At 67.0% G+C, this 17,053-nt stretch carries 18 protein-coding genes and 1 riboswitch; of the genes, 3 read left to right on the top strand and 15 right to left on the bottom strand.

Going from position 1 to position 17,053, the window contains the following annotated elements; genetic code table 11:
• Positions 1–12: 12 nt before the first annotated feature.
• The 5 genes from CG51_RS08170 to CG51_RS08150 form a co-directional block, all read right to left on the bottom strand.
• Positions 13–1,668 carry an ABC transporter ATP-binding protein gene (locus CG51_RS08170; RefSeq protein WP_035743837.1) on the bottom strand — a complete coding sequence of 552 codons (1,656 nt, stop codon included), beginning with the start codon at positions 1,666–1,668 and terminating at the stop codon, positions 13–15.
• A 1-nt stretch (position 1,669) separates the two neighbouring features.
• Entirely contained in the window at positions 1,670–2,551 is an 882-nt protein-coding gene (locus tag CG51_RS08165) for an ABC transporter permease (RefSeq protein WP_035743835.1), read from the bottom strand.
• Complete coding sequence (locus CG51_RS08160; RefSeq protein WP_035743833.1) at positions 2,551–3,492, bottom strand: ABC transporter permease; 942 nt, start codon at positions 3,490–3,492, stop codon at positions 2,551–2,553. Before CG51_RS08160 ends, CG51_RS08165 begins: the two co-directional genes overlap by 1 nt.
• A 64-nt stretch (positions 3,493–3,556) precedes the next feature.
• The gene (locus tag CG51_RS08155) at positions 3,557–5,143 is read right to left on the bottom strand and encodes an ABC transporter substrate-binding protein (protein ID WP_035743831.1); all 1,587 of its coding nucleotides are present in this window, start codon (positions 5,141–5,143) and stop codon (positions 3,557–3,559) included.
• A gap of 36 nt (positions 5,144–5,179) precedes the next feature.
• Positions 5,180–6,679 (bottom strand): M81 family metallopeptidase, encoded by a 1,500-nt coding sequence (locus CG51_RS08150; protein ID WP_035743828.1) that lies wholly within the window; start codon positions 6,677–6,679, stop codon positions 5,180–5,182.
• Between the two features lie 116 nt (positions 6,680–6,795).
• Here CG51_RS08150 and CG51_RS08145 point away from each other — a divergent pair, with 116 nt between their 5' ends.
• From CG51_RS08145 to CG51_RS08135, 3 genes are all read left to right on the top strand, one after another.
• Positions 6,796–7,605 (top strand): IclR family transcriptional regulator, encoded by an 810-nt coding sequence (locus CG51_RS08145; RefSeq protein ID WP_084695100.1) that lies wholly within the window; start codon positions 6,796–6,798, stop codon positions 7,603–7,605.
• A gap of 211 nt (positions 7,606–7,816) precedes the next feature.
• Entirely contained in the window at positions 7,817–8,080 is a 264-nt protein-coding gene (locus CG51_RS08140; protein ID WP_035743826.1) for a hypothetical protein, read from the top strand.
• Positions 8,081–8,404: 324 nt separating this feature from the next.
• A complete protein-coding gene (locus CG51_RS08135) occupies positions 8,405–9,226 on the top strand; it encodes a L,D-transpeptidase (RefSeq protein WP_084695110.1) in 822 nt (273 codons plus the stop codon).
• On the opposite strand, the gene CG51_RS08130 is transcribed toward CG51_RS08135, so the two are convergent.
• From CG51_RS08130 to thiD, 10 genes are read right to left on the bottom strand one after another with little or no spacing between them, the layout of a single operon-like run.
• Positions 9,223–9,954 carry an ABC transporter permease gene (locus CG51_RS08130; RefSeq protein WP_035743821.1) on the bottom strand — a complete coding sequence of 244 codons (732 nt, stop codon included), beginning with the start codon at positions 9,952–9,954 and terminating at the stop codon, positions 9,223–9,225. The two genes, CG51_RS08135 and CG51_RS08130, sit on opposite strands and share 4 nt — an antisense overlap.
• Positions 9,951–10,670 (bottom strand): ABC transporter ATP-binding protein, encoded by a 720-nt coding sequence (locus CG51_RS08125; protein WP_051930256.1) that lies wholly within the window; start codon positions 10,668–10,670, stop codon positions 9,951–9,953. Before CG51_RS08125 ends, CG51_RS08130 begins: the two co-directional genes overlap by 4 nt.
• Positions 10,667–11,365 (bottom strand): TenA family protein, encoded by a 699-nt coding sequence (locus CG51_RS08120; RefSeq protein ID WP_035743819.1) that lies wholly within the window; start codon positions 11,363–11,365, stop codon positions 10,667–10,669. The genes CG51_RS08125 and CG51_RS08120 overlap by 4 nt, the downstream gene beginning before the upstream one ends.
• Complete coding sequence (locus tag CG51_RS08115; RefSeq protein ID WP_035743817.1) at positions 11,362–12,294, bottom strand: ABC transporter substrate-binding protein; 933 nt, start codon at positions 12,292–12,294, stop codon at positions 11,362–11,364. Before CG51_RS08115 ends, CG51_RS08120 begins: the two co-directional genes overlap by 4 nt.
• Positions 12,291–13,268 carry a HesA/MoeB/ThiF family protein gene (locus CG51_RS08110; RefSeq protein ID WP_035743816.1) on the bottom strand — a complete coding sequence of 326 codons (978 nt, stop codon included), beginning with the start codon at positions 13,266–13,268 and terminating at the stop codon, positions 12,291–12,293. The genes CG51_RS08115 and CG51_RS08110 overlap by 4 nt, the downstream gene beginning before the upstream one ends.
• Positions 13,265–13,861, bottom strand: a complete 597-nt coding sequence (locus tag CG51_RS08105; RefSeq protein ID WP_035743814.1) for a thiamine phosphate synthase — start codon at positions 13,859–13,861, stop codon at positions 13,265–13,267. Before CG51_RS08105 ends, CG51_RS08110 begins: the two co-directional genes overlap by 4 nt.
• Entirely contained in the window at positions 13,858–14,628 is a 771-nt protein-coding gene (locus CG51_RS08100; protein ID WP_035743812.1) for a thiazole synthase, read from the bottom strand. The genes CG51_RS08105 and CG51_RS08100 overlap by 4 nt, the downstream gene beginning before the upstream one ends.
• 1 nt (position 14,629) lies before the next feature.
• Complete coding sequence (gene thiS, locus CG51_RS08095; RefSeq protein WP_035743811.1) at positions 14,630–14,827, bottom strand: sulfur carrier protein ThiS; 198 nt, start codon at positions 14,825–14,827, stop codon at positions 14,630–14,632.
• Positions 14,824–15,792, bottom strand: coding sequence for an FAD-dependent oxidoreductase (locus tag CG51_RS08090; protein WP_035743810.1), 969 nt, complete (start codon positions 15,790–15,792; stop codon positions 14,824–14,826). The genes thiS and CG51_RS08090 overlap by 4 nt, the downstream gene beginning before the upstream one ends.
• A complete protein-coding gene (gene thiD, locus CG51_RS08085) occupies positions 15,789–16,637 on the bottom strand; it encodes a bifunctional hydroxymethylpyrimidine kinase/phosphomethylpyrimidine kinase (protein WP_035743809.1) in 849 nt (282 codons plus the stop codon). The genes CG51_RS08090 and thiD overlap by 4 nt, the downstream gene beginning before the upstream one ends.
• Before the next feature lie 30 nt (positions 16,638–16,667).
• Positions 16,668–16,767, bottom strand: a riboswitch (TPP riboswitch).
• Positions 16,768–17,053: the final 286 nt, after the last annotated feature.

Here is a 17,053-nt window from a genome sequence, read left to right as displayed (position 1 = left end):
TCTCTCTCCCGATCAGGCGACGAGCGGCCCTCCGGCCGCGAAATCCCAGAAGCGTCCCGGCGCCGCGTCTATCAGTGACCGGGTGTAGTCATTCTTCGGCGCGCGCAGCACCTCGGCGGCGGGGCCTTGCTCGACGACCTTGCCACGCTGCATCACCAGCACCTCGTCGCAGATCTGGGCAGCGACGCGCAGGTCATGGGTGATGAAGATGATGGCGATGCCGGTCTGGCGCTGCAGTTCCGCCAGCAGCTCCAGCACCTGCGCCTGCACGCTGACGTCGAGGGCCGAGACTGCTTCATCCGCTACCAGAACGTCGGGCTTCAGCATCACCGCCCGTGCGATGGCAAGACGCTGGCGCTGACCGCCGGAGAACTGGTGCGGGTAGCGGCGGAGCGCATCCTCCGGCAGCGACACGATCTTCAGCAGCCGCTTCGCCTCCGCGATCGCCTCCTCATAGGGGGTGCCGTAGTTCAGCGGCCCCTCCGTAAGCGACCGCGCGATGGTCCAGCGCGGGTTGAGGGAGCGGAACGGATCCTGAAACACCACCTGCAGCTTTCGCCGCTGCGGCTTCATGCCCGCCGTGGTCAGATGGGCGATATCCGTCCCGTCGAGCAGGATTTCCCCCTCCGTCGGTTCGATGAGCCGCATGATGGAGCGCGCGACCGTCGTCTTGCCCGATCCCGACTCCCCAACGATCCCCAGCGTCCGCCCGCGGGTGAGCGAGAAGGTCACGCCGTGGGAGGCGTGGACCTCCGTCTTGCGGCTCAGGAACCCGCCGGAACGGTAGGTCATGCCGAGCGCTTTGGTCTGGATCACCGGCGCGGTCGCGGCCTCCGGTCGCTGCTCTCGCGGGACGAGGCTCGGCACCGCGGCGAGCAGGCTTTTCGTATAGGGATGGCGCGGGGCCTCCAGCACCTGCCGGATGCCGCCCTGTTCCAGTATCTCGCCATGCCGCATGACACAGACCCGGTCGGCGATCTCCGCCACCACACCCATGTCATGCGTGATGAACAGGACCGCCGTGCCATGCTTCTCCTGCAGCTCGGCGATGAGCGAGAGGATCTGCTTCTGCGTCGTCACGTCGAGAGCGGTGGTGGGTTCGTCCGCGATCAGCAGTGCCGGCTCCAGGATCAGCGCCATGGCGATCATGATCCGCTGCCGCTGGCCCCCGGAAAGCTGGTGGGGATAGCTTTCGAAGATGCGGGGCACGTCGGGCAGATGAACCTGCTCCATGATGTCGATGACACGGGCCTTCTTCTCCGCCGCGGGCAGACGGGTGTGGAGGTCCAACACCTCCATGATCTGCGCGCCGACCTTCATCACCGGGTTCAGCGCCGTCATCGGCTCCTGAAAGATCATGGCGAGGCTCGCCGCCCGCATCCGCTTCATCTGCGCAGGCGACAGCGCGAGGAGATCCGTCCCGTTCAGCCGGATGGAGCCCCCCGCCACCTTCAGCGCATCCTTCGGTAGCAGGCCCATGGCAGTGAGCGAGGTGACGGACTTGCCCGAACCCGACTCCCCCACGAGGCAGACCGTCTCGCCCCGGCGGATGTCGAAGCTCACGCCCTTCAGCACCGGGATGGGCTGGCCGCCCGCCACCTCCACCACCAGCCCCTCGATGTCGAGAACCACGGGTTCGGCCGAGAAATCCCTGTCGCGAAGCTGCATCTCAGGCCTCCCGTTTCTTCATGCGGGGGTCGAGCGCGTCGCGCGCGGCATCCCCGATCAGGTTGATGGATAGCACGCAGATCGTCAGCAGCAGGCCGGGCCAGAGCACGATGGCGGGGCTGATGCGGAAATACTGCCGCCCCTCCGCCATGATGTTGCCCCAGGTGGGTATCTCCGTGCTGATCCCCGCGCCAAGGAAGGAAAGCAGCGCCTCCGTCAGAATGGCGGAAGCGACGATATAGGTGCCCTGTACGATCATCGGCGCCATGGTGTTGGGCAGCAGATGCTGAAACAGGATCTTGCCCGTGGAAGAGCCGAGCGCGGTTGCAGCCTCCACATAAGGCTCCTCCCGGGCCGAAAGGATGACGGAGCGGACGAGGCGGACGACGCGCGGCACCTCCGGTATGGTGATCGCCGCGATGACGGAGCCGATGGACGGCCCGTTCAGCGCCACGAGCGCGATGGCGATCAGGATCGACGGCATGGCCATCAGTGCATCCATGGCCCGCATGATGATCGAATCCGCCAGCCGGAAGAACCCGGCCACCAGCCCGATCAGCACACCGATCGTGATGGCGACCACCGCCGTGCAGATGCCGATGAGCAGCGAGATCCGCCCGCCGAGGATCATGCGCGAGAACAGGTCCCGCCCGAAGTTGTCGGTGCCGAGCAGATGCGCCTCCGACGGGGGTTTCAGACGGTTCAGCGGGTCCATCGCCAGCGGATCATGCGTGGCGATCCAGGGGGAGAAGATCGTCAGCAGCAACACCGCCGCCAGAAGGAGCAGCGCGATGAACGGCCCCCAGCCGCTTTTCGCGGGCGAGGAGAAGGACAGAAGCCGGAGCGCGAGCGGCTTCTCCACGAGGGAACGGTTGGCTTCCATCAGTAGCGTATCCTCGGGTCGAACAGCGAATAGGACAGGTCGATCAGCAGGTTGACGAAGACGTAGAGCGTCGCCGTCAGAAGAATCATCGCCTGGATCACCGGGTAGTCGCGGGCGAGCACCGCATCGACCGTCAGCCGCCCGATGCCGGGGATGTTGAAGATCGTCTCCGTCACCACGACGCCGGAGATCAGCAGAGCGAAACCAGTGCCGACGATGGTGGCGATCGGCACGGCGGCGTTCTTCAGCGCGTGGACGAAGAGAAGCCGCCTGTCTCCCACCCCCTTGGCGCGGGCGGTGCGGATATAATCCTCATTCAGCACGTCGAGCATGGCGGCCCGCGTCATCCGGGCGATGAGCGCGATGTAGATGGAGGCGAGCGTCAGCGCAGGCAGGATCGCACGCTCAAGGAATGGCCAGAGCCCTGCGGAGAGCGGCTTGTATCCCTGCGGCGGCAGCCATCCCAGCCAGACCGAAAAGATCAGCAGAAGCACGTATCCCACAAGGAAGACCGGCACGGAAAAGCCCAGCACGGAGAACGACATCACCAGATAATCGATCCAGCTCTTGTGCTTCCACGCGGCAAGGACACCCATCGGGATCGCGGCGCAGACCGCGATGACGATGGTCAGCAGCGCCAGCGCGATGGAGGGCCAGACGCGCTGGCCCACCAGCTCCAGCACCGGCACGTTGGAGATCAGCGACGTGCCGAAATCCCCGCGCAGCAGCTTGCCGATCCAACGGAAATACTGCGTCACGACGGGTTCGTTCAGGCCCATCGCCTCCCGGATCCGTTCGAGCTGCTCGGGCGTCGCCGCGTCGCCCGCGATGATCGCCGCCGGGTCACCGGGGGTCAGACGCAGGAGAAAGAAGACGAACAGGGAGACGAGAACGAGGACCGGGACAACCGACAGGATGCGTTTCAACGTGTAGGCGAGCATCACATCTCTCCGGGGGGATGGAAGGAGTGCGCCCGCCGGGAGGGGGCGGGCGCAAGGGCTGGCATCAGTCTTCGGCTTTGGTGATGTTCCAGAACACCGGCACCTGGTTGGGCAGCATGTTCTCCACCACCGTGCGGCGGGCCTGCGGGAAGTTGTATTCGCCGAGCGGGATGTAGATCACCTGATCGAGCGTATGGGCCTGCATCTTATGCGCCGCTTCCTTCTGCGCTTCGGGCGTGGTGGCGGCGATGAAGCTCTTTTTCAGCGCTTCCAGCTCCGCATCCTCCGGCCAGCCGAACCAGCCCGCATCCCCCCGACCGTTCAGCATGGGGGAAATCGTCGGAGAAGCGATCTCCGCCAGCATCCAGTTGGTGAAGAAGATGTTCCAGCCGCCGTTCGCGGGCGGTTCCATGGAGGCGCGGCGCGTGACCAGCGTCTGCCAGTCCATCGGCTGCATGTCCACGTTGAAGCCCGCGGCGCGAAGCTGCTGGGCCGCGACGACCGGCTGCGCGCGGAGCGTCGGGCTGTCCGTCGGCTGCATCAGCACGATGGGCGTGCCATCATAACCGGCCTTCTCCAGCAGCGCCTTTGCCCCCGCGGGATCGCCCGCGCCCGTCAGCGTGGCCGAGCCGGTATCGTCGGCCAGCGGCGTGTCGCAGCCGAAGATCGCGCCGCAGACCTTGTAGTAGTCCGGCGAGCCGGTCAGCGCGGCCAGCACCGGCTCCTGCGACAGCGCCATAAGCGCCGCCCGGCGGATGTCGGGATTGTCGAAGGGCGGATGCTTGAAGTTCACGCGGCCCATGGTCTGCATCCCGTAGGGCGAGCGCTTCTCCACCACCACCGTGTCATCACCGTCCAGCAGCGGGATCAGGTCGGCGGGCATGGATTCGATATAGTCGATATCGCCCGATTGCAGCGCATTCACCGCCGTCTGGCTGTCCGACATGGTGAGCCAGCGGACCTTGTCCACATTGACGACCTTGCCGCCCGCATAGCCGGAGGGAGGTTCGTCACGCGGAACGTAATCCTCGTTCCTGACATAGCTCACCCCCACGCCGGGCTGGAACTCCTCGGGCACGAACTTGAACGGGCCGGAGCCGATATGCTCCTTGATCGCCTCGTTCGCCGGGGTCTCCGCGATGCGCTTGGGCATGATGAAGGGCGGCAGGGCCGATTGCTTGCCGATGGTGGCAAGGAACGGGCCGAAGGGTTCCTTGAGCGTCCAGACGACGGTCTTGTCGTCCTTCGCCGTCAGCGAATCCGTCACATCCATGATGAGCTGGCCGCCCGCGTCCCTCTTGGACCAGCGGGTGAGCGAAGCGACCACATCCTCCGCCGTCACCGGTGCGCCATCGTGGAATTTCAGCCCGTCGCGCAGCGTGAACGTATAGGTCAGCCCGTCGTCGGAGGCGGCGACATCCGCCATCTGCGGCCGGATCTGGAAGTTCTCGTCCTCCGCGACCAGCACGTCGTAGATCATGTAGGCATGATCGCGGGTGATATGTGCCGTGGTGATGACCGGGTCCAGCACGCGCAGGTCGGAATGCATGACCACGGTCAGCGTGGTTTCCGCCAGCGCCCCCCCCGCAGCCAGCGCGAGGAAGGAGGCGGCAAGACCGGCCTTGGCCATGTATCGCGGAAGATAGCTCATGTCGTTCCTCTCTGTCGGTTCGTTTTTATGACGGGTTCAGGCCGCGCCGAAGGCGGGGCCGTTCGGGCGGAGCCTGATGCCGGGGCGCAGGCGCGTCCACGGCAGGGCGGAGGGGCAGAGCGGCATCGCGCCGGGCGCTGTCGCAACCAGGATCGCCTGCGCGATCGGCTCGAAATCCGCCCGGAAGTGCACGGAACTCTTGTTGACCAGAATGCGCTGCGCCTCCGGCTCCACTCCCACCATGCGGTAGAAGTTGCGGTCGGCCATCTGCGCTATGTGGCTGGTGACGACCACCGTCACGCCGCCGATCTCCAACGCAGCGGACGGCCCCATGTCGATCATCGTACCGCCATAATATGGACCGGTTGCATGGACGCGGCCGTCGGACAGCGCGGCCACGCGGAACCGCGCATGGAAAGGTGCGTCATCCTTCAGCCCGGACCGCCCGCCGAGGGGGATCTCGATCTCCGCACCGACGCCCGCGGCATGGGCCGCGCGCGCCGCCTCCGGATCGTGGAAATTGCCGAGCGCCGCGCCCTCCGCCCCGCAGGAGACAAGCGCGCGAAGCATCCCCGTGGTGTCGGAGGAGCCGCCCGCGCCGGGATTGTCCTGCGTATCCGCGATGACCACGGGGCCCGCCCCGCCCGCGGCGAGACGCATCGCCTCCCGCACTGCCTCCTCGGGTGAGAAAGCCTCCCCCGCAAAGGCCCCTTCCCGCTCCGCCAACGCGGCGGCAAGGCGATCGGCATGGGTCGCGACCGCCGTCGCATCCGGACCGTAGGCAAAGACCGCAGGGCCGCAATCCGGGAAATCCGCCGCCGGGAAACCAAGGAAGACCGATGCGCTCGCCACGCCTTCGGGCAGGTCACGGGTCAGCGCATAAAGGCTCCGCGCCGGTTCCATCCCCGTGCATTGCCAGCTTATCGGGATCAGGTAATCGCCCCGCCGCATCGCCCGCGACCAGCCCTGCGGCGCATCCATCAGCCCGTCCAGCGCTTCGGCGGCACGCCGACCGGTTTCGGCCATGTCCACATGCGGATAAGTGCGGAAGCCGACCAGCACATCGGCGAGCTGATACATGCGCGGCGTGATGTTGCCATGCAGATCGAGCGCGCAGGCGATGGGGTGATCGGGGAAGTCGGCACGGATGCGCAGCAGAAGCTCCCCCTCCCCGTCGTCCACGTCGTCGGCCACCATCGCGCCGTGCAGGTCGAGGAAGATGGCGTCAAAGGGTGCGGCAGCCCGCAGCCCGGCCAGAATCTCGTCTACGATCGCCTCATAGGCGGCCCCCGTCACCGGAGCCGACGGTATTGCACCGGCCCAGAGGATGGGCGCCACGTCCCAGCCGGCGGCCTCCGCATGATCGAAGGCGCCTGCCATGCCAAGGTTCACCCCCCGGATCGCCTCCCGCAGCGCCGCGCCACGGGTCAAGGGGATATACCCGCCCCCCTGCCGGAAGGCCGCCATGTCCGCCGGAGCGGAGGCAAACGTATTCGTCTCGTGCAGAAAGCCCGCAAAGGCCACACGTCGTTGCAACGGAGATATTCCCTGATGGTGTCCACCTGTATTGACAGGCGATACTTGTTTATTGAAATTCAGCTTACGCAGACCCGACGCGCTGTCAACCGAGTTTGTGACCTCAGGGAGGTTGAATGTTCCGCGACTTGATTGGCGTGCCTAATTTCGATCCAGCAACGGCACGGAATGAGGCAGAAGACCCACTGTTCGTGCGGGCAGCGGCACGGGCGATCTCCGTCCTCACCGTGTTCGAAATGGCCCGTAAGCCATTGACCTTGGAAGAAATAGCGACGCTTTCCAGCCTTGACAGGAGCGCGGCGCAACGCATGGTCCACACGCTCGTGTCGATGGGCATGATCGTGCGCGATCGGGAGGATAAAGGCTATCTTCCGGGCAAGCGGGTGCTGACCATGGCGCATTCCGCGCTCCGGCTGGACCCGGTCTGCCAGCGGGCGACACCAGTGCTTCTGGAGCTTCGACGGCGTACGCGGGAGCGGGTCGACATGTCCTTCTGGGACGACACGCGGCTGATCTACGCACTCAGGATGCCTTCGAAGCACGAGATTTTCACCGCGACACTCACCGGCAACACGGTGCCCGTCTATTGCACGGCAGGCGGCGTCGCCATTCTCGCGCATCTGAAGGATGACGAAATCGCGGAGATCGTCGCGCGATCCGACCTCACACCCTTCACCGCCACCACCGTCACCGCGCTTGCCGAGGTGATGGAGGCGGTGAATGCGGCACGGTCGCGGGGCCATGCGATGATGGTCGGCCAGCTTCTTCGCCACGAGATCGCGCTTGGCGCAGCGGTGCTCGATACGGCGCGGCGGCCCATCGGGGCGGTCCATGTGGCGGGCACACTGGAGGAGTGGACGCCAGAGGCGTTCTCCGGCGAATTCGGCGGGTTGCTGGAGACTGCGGTGAAGTCCATCCCAGGCTGAAACACCTGCGTGAACGCGCCGGGTCGGGGCTGGAAAAACCCGACCCGTGCTGTTACATGTCACCCATCCGAGCGGCGAGTCCGACCGGAGTTCCACACAGGTAAACCAGATGTCCAGCGACAGCAGTCGAAGACCCCTGCCGCAACGGCTTTCGGACCGGGCCTGACAAAGGCTCTCCCGACGGCCCGCGCGGCCCATCGAGGAGAGAGCCATGACCCACGCCATCCCCGCGCGGAACGGCATCATTGCCCGTTGCCTTACCCTTTTCACCTCTCGCCAGGGCGATCATATCCAGCCGGAGGCCCGGCCGGATGCGCATGTCCCTGTCTGGCGCATCGACCCCGGTACCGGGCGGATCGAATGCTGCCCGACAGCGGAACCCGCCGAGATCGACGACTGGACCTCCCGCCCATGGATCGCCCGGGCCAGCCTGATCCGCGCGATGGGCCAACAACGCCGTCTGCGCGGCCAATGACGACCTGCCGGTTGCGTCTTCCCGCGCGACCGGCACTCCCCTGGGCATCCTCTGGCAGGTTCAGCAGGCTGCTGAAAAAGCTCTGACCTGTCCTGTCCTTGCTCTGGAAATCGGAAATCGGCCCCGGAACTGCCAGAAATCCGTGGATTTCGGACTGGATTTCCCCAGATTACCGACGATGTCCGCTCCCGCCCAGACCCAGGGGAACTTTACAGCACCCCGTTAGTGGCCCACCTGCATCGCTCCGCCCTTCTTTTGTCTCCTTTCGGGAAATCGGTGCCGCTTGCGCTAGCTTGGCCTCAAACCTCCATGAACGGTTACCGGATGACACCGCAGCAGAAAAGCCGACCCTCCGCCCCGCAACGCTCCCGATCAAGGCTCACCTCCCCCGTTTCGCTGATCCTCGTCTCCCTTCTGCTCGCCGGTTGCGGCGGAGGGGCGCAGCAGGCGTCGCGACCGGTCCACTACGTCAGCGAACAGACCGTCGCCATGTATGCCGCCCAGCCGGACGGCGACATGACCATCCCCGCTGTCAACCCCGCCTGGCTCTCCGACGACAAGGTGCGCCGCGAGGTGGATTACTGGTCTGACGAGAAGCCCGGCACGATCATCGTCGATCCGTGGGCCCGTTACGTCTACTATATCCTCGGGAATAATCGGGCGATCCGCTACACCGCCGCCGTCGGCAAGGAAGGGCGCGGTTTTGCCGGCACCGCCTATATCCCGATGAAGCGCGAATGGCCCCGCTGGACGCCCACGGCCAACATGATCAAACGTGAGCCGGAGGTCTATGAGCCGCTCCGTGGCGGCATGGAGGGCGGGCTGGATAACCCGCTGGGCGCTCGGGCGCTTTATCTCTACCGCAACGGGCGCGACACGCTCTACCGCATCCACGGCACACCCTATCCCTGGACGATCGGGACGGCTGACAGCTCTGGCTGCATCCGGCTTTACAATCAGGACTCGCGTGACCTCTACGACCGGGTGGAAACGGGGGCCAAGGTCATCGTGCTGCGCCGGGATCAGTTCGGGCTAGGCACTGTTCCGCCCGGCACCCCCCTTCCCACGCCGCCCGCCAATGACCTCTCCGTCGCCGCGCCGGAGGCCACCGCGGACACGGAAGCCGGGATCGCGGCGGGGATCTAACGCTCCTGCCACTCCATCATGCGCCTTGCCGCCCAGCCGGTGGCGAGGTGCAATCCCACGGCGATGACGGCGATCAGCAGCACCGCCGCGAACATCAGATCAGTGCGCGCCCGCCCGTTGGCCAGCAGCATCAGATAACCGAGCCCGCGTGAAGCGCCGACCCATTCCCCGATCACCGCTCCGATCGGGGCATAGACCGCGGCGATCTTCAAACCCGAAAGCAGGCCGGGAAGGGCTGCGGGGATCTGCACATGCCACATCATCGTCCAGCGCCGTGCCTGCATCACGCCCGCCAGGCGCACAAGGGTCGGCGGTGTGCGCAGGAGCGCATCCAGAAAGCTCGCCGTCACGGGGAAGTAGACCACGATCAGCGCCACGGCGATCTTCGACTCCATGCCGTAGCCGAACCAGAGCGTGAAGATCGGCGCGAGGGCAAAGACCGGTATCGCCTGACTCAGCACCAGCAGCGGCTCCGCAACCCGCCTGAGGGGCGGTGAGAGCGCCAGCGCCACCGCCGTCGCCGCGCCAAGAAGCGCCCCCAACACCAGTGCCACCGCAATCTCGCCCAGCGTGACGATGGCATGGCTGGCCAGCAGCCCGGCATTGTCCCTGATCGCCGCGGTTACGCGAAGCGGCGCGGGCAGGATGTAGGGCGGAAGACCCGTGAAGCCCACCACCCCCTGCCACAGCAACAGGATCGCGGCGACGGGTGCGAGCCAGCGGATCATGCGACCTCCATCAACCGGCGGGTCAGTTCCCCCGTGGCCGCCAGAGTCCGGGGGCAGTCTGGTGGCCGGGGGATCGCCCCTTCCGGCGGCGACAGGGCGCACAGACCATCGGCGGTGAGGAGCAGCAGATGCTCCCCCAGCCGCGCGGCCTCTGCGGGGTCATGGGTGACATGCAGCACCGTGCGTCCCTTCAGCGCTTCCACCGCCAGGGCCTGCATGCGCGCCCGGTTGCCCACGTCCAGCGCAGAAAACGGCTCGTCGAGCAGGATCACCGGACGATCCTCATAGAGAGTGCGGGCCAGAGACGCCCTCTGCCGCTGCCCGCCGGAAAGGGCATGGGGTTTCCGCTCAGCCTCTGCCGCCAGTCCCACGGCGCCCAGCAGGCTACGCGCCCGCTCCGGCTCCGCCCGCTCCCCCCGAAGCCGCGCCCCGAGCATCACATTGTCGAGCAGCGTGAGCCATGGGGCGAGCATGTCCGCCTGCGCCATGAGCGCCACACGACCGGCAAGGCTCCCGCCATCCTCCGCCTGCGCCTCCCCCCGAAGCCGCAGACCGGGATCGAGGCCGGAAAAGCAGTGCAGCACGGTGGACTTTCCCACGCCCGAGGGGCCGAGCAGGCAGGTCCAGCGCCCGCCCGGCACCGTCAGGGCAACCGGGCGAAGCAGCGTTGCCGCACCGGAATGCACGCTGCCGGCAAGCCGCAGGCCCGGCCTCATGCCTCTGCCGGGGTGGCTGTGGCCCCCATCGCAAGGCCCATGTCCCAGAACCGCGTCTCCAGCACCGTCGCGATGCGGAACCGCCCGGCGAGCGAGGGCCAGCGGGGGCTGTCCTCTACGAACGTGCCGATCCGCCGCGCGCCCGCTTTGTCCATCAGACCGCCAACGTCGCGGCAGAGCGCCTGATAGGCATCGCCGCCATAGGTTTCGATCCACTCCGCATAGGGGCCTCCCGTGCCGCGCGCGCGGAGGCGCAGGCCGATCTCCCCATAGCCCATGACGCAGGGCGCCAGCGCCACCAGCAGGTCGAGGAAGTCCCCCGCATGCCCCGCATCCATGACGAAGCGCGTATAGGCGAGCGTTTCCAGCCGCTCCTCCGCGCGTTCCAGAGCGCCCTCGCTGATCCCCGCGCGGGCGCAGAGCTGGACATGCAGCGCCATCTCGTCATTCAGCAGCGCATTCACGGCGGAGGCGGCGTGGCGCATCTCCTCCAGTGTTTCGGCCTTGGTCACGGCCAGCGCCCAAGCGCGAGAAAAATGGCGGAGGAACAGGTAGTCCTGCACCAGATAGCCCATAAAGGCCGTTCGCGGCAGGCTGCCGTCTCCGAGCGAGGTGACGAAGGGGTGGCTGACATAGTCCGACCAAGCCCCGCCAGTCGCGCTGCGGAGGCACATGAATATATTACCGTAACTCATTGGGACAGATCGACGTCAATTGCCAGATCCCTCACGCTCGCCTTGCCGTCCGACAGGCCGGAAGCGGCAAGGAATGCCTCGAGCCGGGCGTATCTTCCATGATCCAACGCCGCTGGGCTGTGGGCGAACCGGGGAAGGGTGTCGCGCCATGCCATACGGTTCAGATCGTCATTCAGCTCCGGCGCGTAAGACGCGAATATCTCCCAGCTTTCCTGCGGGTGGTTGATGATGTATTGCACCGCTTCCTCCGTCGCGGCAAGGAAGCGGGAAATCTTCTCTGCATCCGCATCAAGCTTCGCGACATAGATCAGCTCATCATAGGGGGGAACGCCGTGCTCCTCCGGATAGAAGCACCGCCCCTCCACCCCATTGAGGGCCATCTGGTTCAGCTCGAAGTTGCGGAACGCGCCCATGACGGCATCCACCTGCCCCGACAGCAGTGCGGGGGACAGCGACCAGTTCACATTGACCAGCTCCACGTCGGCGCTCGTCATCCCGACGCTGCCGAGCATCGCCCCGAGGAGCGCCTCCTCCACCCCCGCGACGGAGAAACCCACCTTGCGCCCCTTCAGGTCTGACAGATCCCTGACAGGCCCGTCGGCCCGAACGAGCAGGCAGTTGAGGGGGGTGGCGATCAGCGTTCCCACCCGGCGGAGCGGCACACCCTCCGCCACCTGCAGATGAAGCTGCGGCTGATAGGAAACAGCGATATCCGCACGCCCTGCGGCCGCCATCTTGGGAGGATCTGCCGGGTCCGCGGGGGCCACGATCTCCACCTCCAAGTCGTGTGCAGCGAAATAGCCCTTTTTCTCCGCGATGATGAGCGGGCCGTGATCCGGGTTCACGAACCAGTCGAGCATGACGGTAAGCCGGTCCGCCGCCAGCGCGGGTTGGGCTGCAAGACAGGCGGTGAGCATGAGGTGTTTCATGGTTGCTCCCTATGATCGCCAAGGGCGACAAGTACGATTTCACCGGGCCAAAGCGTGGCGAGCCTTTCCGCCGCGACCCAAGCCCTTTGGCCTGAGCGGCAGCAGAGCACGGCGCGCTGCCCTTCCTGTGGCAGCGGCCCACCGGCGACGAAATCCGCAGCCGTCAGGCGCAGCGCTTCGGCGCAGATGATCTTCCCCTCATTTTCTGCGCGAAGGTCAACGGTGAAGTCGTTGATTTTTATATCATCTGAGTGAACGAACCTTGGGCCGGAAACCTCCTCTGCACCGAGGAAGGAGAACCCGCCGAGCCGCTGCGTCCTCCCGTCGTAGCTGACGATACGGCCCAGAGGTGCGGGCTTCATCCCTGCCAATAGTGTCAGCGCCATCTGCGCCTGCATGGCGCCCACCACGCCCACCACAGGCCCCAGAACCCCGTCGTCCGCACAGGAGCCAAGCCGGGGCGGCAACTCGGGAAAGACCGCGCGCAGGCTGGGAGCACCACCGCAGAACGCACCCGCATAGCCCTCCGTCCCGATGACGGAGGCGCTGACGAGGGGCATGCCCGCAGAAAGACAGACGTCCGAGAGGATGTAGGAGACGGCGAAACTGTCGGCGCAATCCAGCACCACATCGACGCCCGAAACGAGCGCATCGACGTTGCCCGGGTCCAGCGCCGCGGCGACCGGTTCCACCGCCGTCTCCGGGTTCAGGTCGCCGAGGGCGCGGGCGGCGGCCTCTGCCTTGGGGTGTCCGATATCGGCATGGCGGAACAGGGTCTGGCGGTGAAGGTTGCTCTCCTCCACCCGGTCGGGATCGACGATGCGGAGTCTCCCCACACCCGCCCCGGCGAGGTATTGCAGCACCGGCGCGGCCAGCCCGCCCGCGCCCACCACCAGCGCCGTGGCACGGCCCAGCCGCTCCTGCGCCGTGGCACCGAAGCCCGGCACGGCGATCTGGCGGGCATAGCGGTTCATCGCGTCGCCTCCATCCACGCCCGGATCCGGGCCTCCGGCTCCGGGTTCAGGGTGATGTCCGTGACGACGGAGACGACATCCGCCCCGGCGGCAAAAGCCAGCGGCGCGCGCTCCACCGACAGCCCGCCGATGGCGACGAGCGGGATCGGACCGACCCGCGCCTTCCAGTCCCGCACCCTGTCCAGCCCCTGCTCATGCCATTTCATCTTCTTGAGGATCGTGGGCCAGACCGGCCCCAGCGCCACGTAATCCGGCGCATGGCACAGCGCGCGTTCCAGCTCCGCCTCGTCATGGGTGGACAGGCCGAGCCGCAGCCCCGCGCGCCGGATCGCGGCGATATCGGCCGTGTCGAGATCCTCCTGCCCGAGATGCACCCAGTCGCAGCCCGCGTCGATCGCCAGCCGCCAATGATCGTTGACGACCAGCACCGCCCCCGCCGCACGGCAGAGCGCCTGCGCCTTCGCGATCATGGCGCGCGTCTCCGTCTCCGGCCGGTCCTTCACCCGGAGCTGGACGAAACGCACGCCAAGCGGCAGCGCCCGGCGGAGCCAGTCGGGATGGTCGAAGATCGGATAGAACCTGTCCAGCTTCATGCCAGCACCGCCATTCCGATGACGGGGGTTGAGGGGGCCGCCATATCGCGGGGGTCCATCGGATCGGCCTCGAACGCCAGTCGTCCGGCCTCCAGCGCGCGGGCGAACCCCTCCGCCATCGCGGCCGGATCACCGGCCTTGGCGACGGCGGTGTTCAGCAGCACGGCGTCGAACCCCATCTCCATCGCCTGTGCCGCATGGCTGGGCAGGCCGAGACCCGCGTCGATCACCATGGGCACGTCGGGGAACTGCGCGCGCAGCGTGCGAAGCCCATAGGGATTGGAGAGGCCGCGCCCCGTGCCGATGGGCGCCCCCCACGGCATCAGCACCTCGCAGCCCGCCTCCAGCAGACGGCCCGCCAGCACGCCGTCCTCCGTCGTGTAGGGGAACACCCTGAAGCCGTCGCCGGTCAGGATGCGGGCGGCCTCCACCAGCCCAAAGGGATCGGGTTGCAGTGTGTCGGGATGGCCGATCACCTCCAGCTTGATCCAGTCGGTGCCAAAGACCTCCCGCGCCATATGGGCGGTGGTGACGGCCTCCTTCACCGAGTGGCAGCCCGCGGTATTGGGCAGGAGCGGCAGGCCCAGATCGCGGATCAGCCCCCAGAACGCGCCCCCCTCGCCACCCGCACCCTCTCGCCGGAGGGAGACGGTGGCGATCCCGGCGCCGGAGCGGCGGAACGCCTCCGCCAACACGGCGGGAGAGGGATATTGCGCCGTTCCCAGCATGAGGCGCGAGGCGACCTCGGTTCCATAGAATACCGGCATGTCAGCCTCCCTGCCGGGGGGCGAGAACCTCCACCCGGTCGCCATCGCGAAGCGCGTGATCCGCCCGCCGTGTCATAGGCACGAAGGTTTCGTTGACCGCCGTCGCGACCCGCGCGCCGGCGTAGCCCAGTTCGTCCAGCGCGGCGGAAAGCGTCGTGCCCTCCACTTCCGCCGCCGTGCCGTTCAGCGTGATCCTCATGCTGTCTCCTCCTTCTGCCGGGTTGCCATCAGCAGGTCCGCCGCCGCGATGGCCATGGCGGGAGACAGCAGAAAGCCGTGCCGGAACAATCCATTGACGTGAATGCGCCCTGCCCGCCGAAAGACGCGCGGCATGTTGTCGGGAAAGGCGGGGCGGGCGTCGGCACCGATCTCCACCACCTCGGCCTCCGCAAAGGCCGGGTGCAGCGCGTAGGCCGCGTTCAGCAGTTCCACCACCGAGCGCAGCGTCGCTGGGCCGCGCGCGCCCGTCTCGATCTGCGTCGCGCCCAGCATATAGACGCCTTCCCCGCGCGGCACGATATAGAGCGGGTGGCGCGGGTGCAGCAGCCTGACCGGCCGGCGGATCATCAGGCCGGGGGCGCGGAGGATCACCATTTCCCCCCGCACGCCGCGCAGGTCCGGCAGGCAGTCGCGCGCGGCAAGGCCACGGCAGTCGATCACCTCTCCCTCCGCCGCCCCACCGTCCGCGAATTCCACGCCCCGTCCGACGAGGTTGCACATGAGCTTGGCCAGCGCCGTGCGAGGGGCGAGATGCGCCTCCGCGGCGAAATGCAGCGCGCGATCGAACCGTTCGGCAAGGTCCGGCTCCAGCACCGCGATCCCCTCCTGGTCAAGCGTCCGGTGCCCCTCCGTCCGGCGGGCGAAGCGGAGAAGCTCGGACCTGTCGCGGCCGGGGGCGAGGACCAGCGTCCCCTCCCGCACAACTTCCACGCCCGCCGCGTGCCACCACTCCGCCGCCTGCGCGCCGAGGCGAACCACGGCGGGATCGGCGCTCTCCCCCTCGCAAAAGGGGGCAAGCATGCCGCCCGCCCACCACGAACAGGCCTGCGGACCGGGCGCCCCGGCGGGATCGACAATCCGCACCCGCAGGCCCCGCGTCGTCAGTTCCTGCGCCACGGTCAACCCTGCGACGCCCGAGCCAAGGATGGTGACGACATCGGTCATGCCGGAACCTCCTGCGCGTGCCAGACGGCGTGAAAATGGTGAACAGGCCCGTGCCCCGCACCGATCGCAAGGCCATCCGCCGCGCGGATCGCCGCCTGCAGCCAGACATGGGCCTCTGCCACCGCCCCCTCCAGCGTCGCGCCGCGCGCAAGGCAGGACGCGATGGCGGAGGATAGCGTGCAGCCGGTGCCATGCGTGTTGCGCGTGGCGACGCGGGGTGCCTCGTGGCGGCGGATGCCCCTCGCCGTCACCAACAGGTCACGGCAAAGCGGCCCCTCCGCATGCCCGCCCTTCATCAGCACCGCCTTCGCCCCGAGCGCGAGCAGCGCGCACCCCTGCTCCACGGCCTCCGCCTCCGTCCGGGCGGTCGAGGCATTCAGAAGGCGCGCGGCCTCGGGAAGGTTCGGGGTCAGCAGCGTCGCCCGGGGCAGGAGGTGGCGGGCAAGGGCGGAGACGGCATCGTCGCTCAACAGTGCATCGCCCGATTTCGCCACCATCACCGGGTCCAGCACCACTGGGCCGCCGTAGCCCTCCAACGCGGCAGAGACCGCGCACGCGATGTCCGCCGTGCCGAGCATCCCGATCTTCACGGCATCCGCACCGATGTCGGACAGCACGGATCCGATCTGCGCGGCAACCAGAGCCGGCGGAAGCACCTCCACCGCCTGCACACCCAGCGTGTTCTGCGCCGTGATCGCGGTGATCGCCGTCGTGCCAAAGACACCAAGCGCCGAGGCGGTCTTGAGGTCGGCCTGAATCCCGGCACCTCCGCCGCTGTCGGACCCCGCAATGATGAGAAGCCGTGCTGCCCTTGCCACGTCGTCCTCCGCTACTTCGGGCGGCACGGGACGACACCAGGACGGTGCCCAAGGGGCACCTTCGCAGTTTCCGTTCCCTACGCCGGTATTGCCCGGATCAGGTTCGATGGGTTAGCGTGACGCCTCTCAGCCCTTGCGGGCACCCCAACGGATTTACTAGGATGCTAGCGACGGGACTTTCGCCGCGCAAGAGAGATTTGTGACGGGGTGATCCAGGGCGCCGGCCGGTGCCTGAGATACTTAATGGGCTGTTGGAAAAGTCCTTAAGTGTCATACCCATGTGCCGGGCCCAGAAACGCCCGGAAGTCTATGGATTTCCAGCGGGATTTCGTCATATGGCGAACGATTTCCGCTCCCGCACAGGACAAAAAGTCTTTTTCAGCAGCCTGTTAATTGATGACTATCGATTATTTTGACCGCCGGGCCGGACGCGAACACCCTCC

The organism is Haematobacter missouriensis (assembly GCF_000740775.1).
In the GTDB taxonomy this organism is placed as follows: Bacteria; Pseudomonadota; Alphaproteobacteria; order Rhodobacterales; family Rhodobacteraceae; genus Haematobacter; species Haematobacter missouriensis.
Note: the sequence above shows the minus strand (reverse complement) of the source record. Positions and strands in the feature narration are given on the sequence as shown.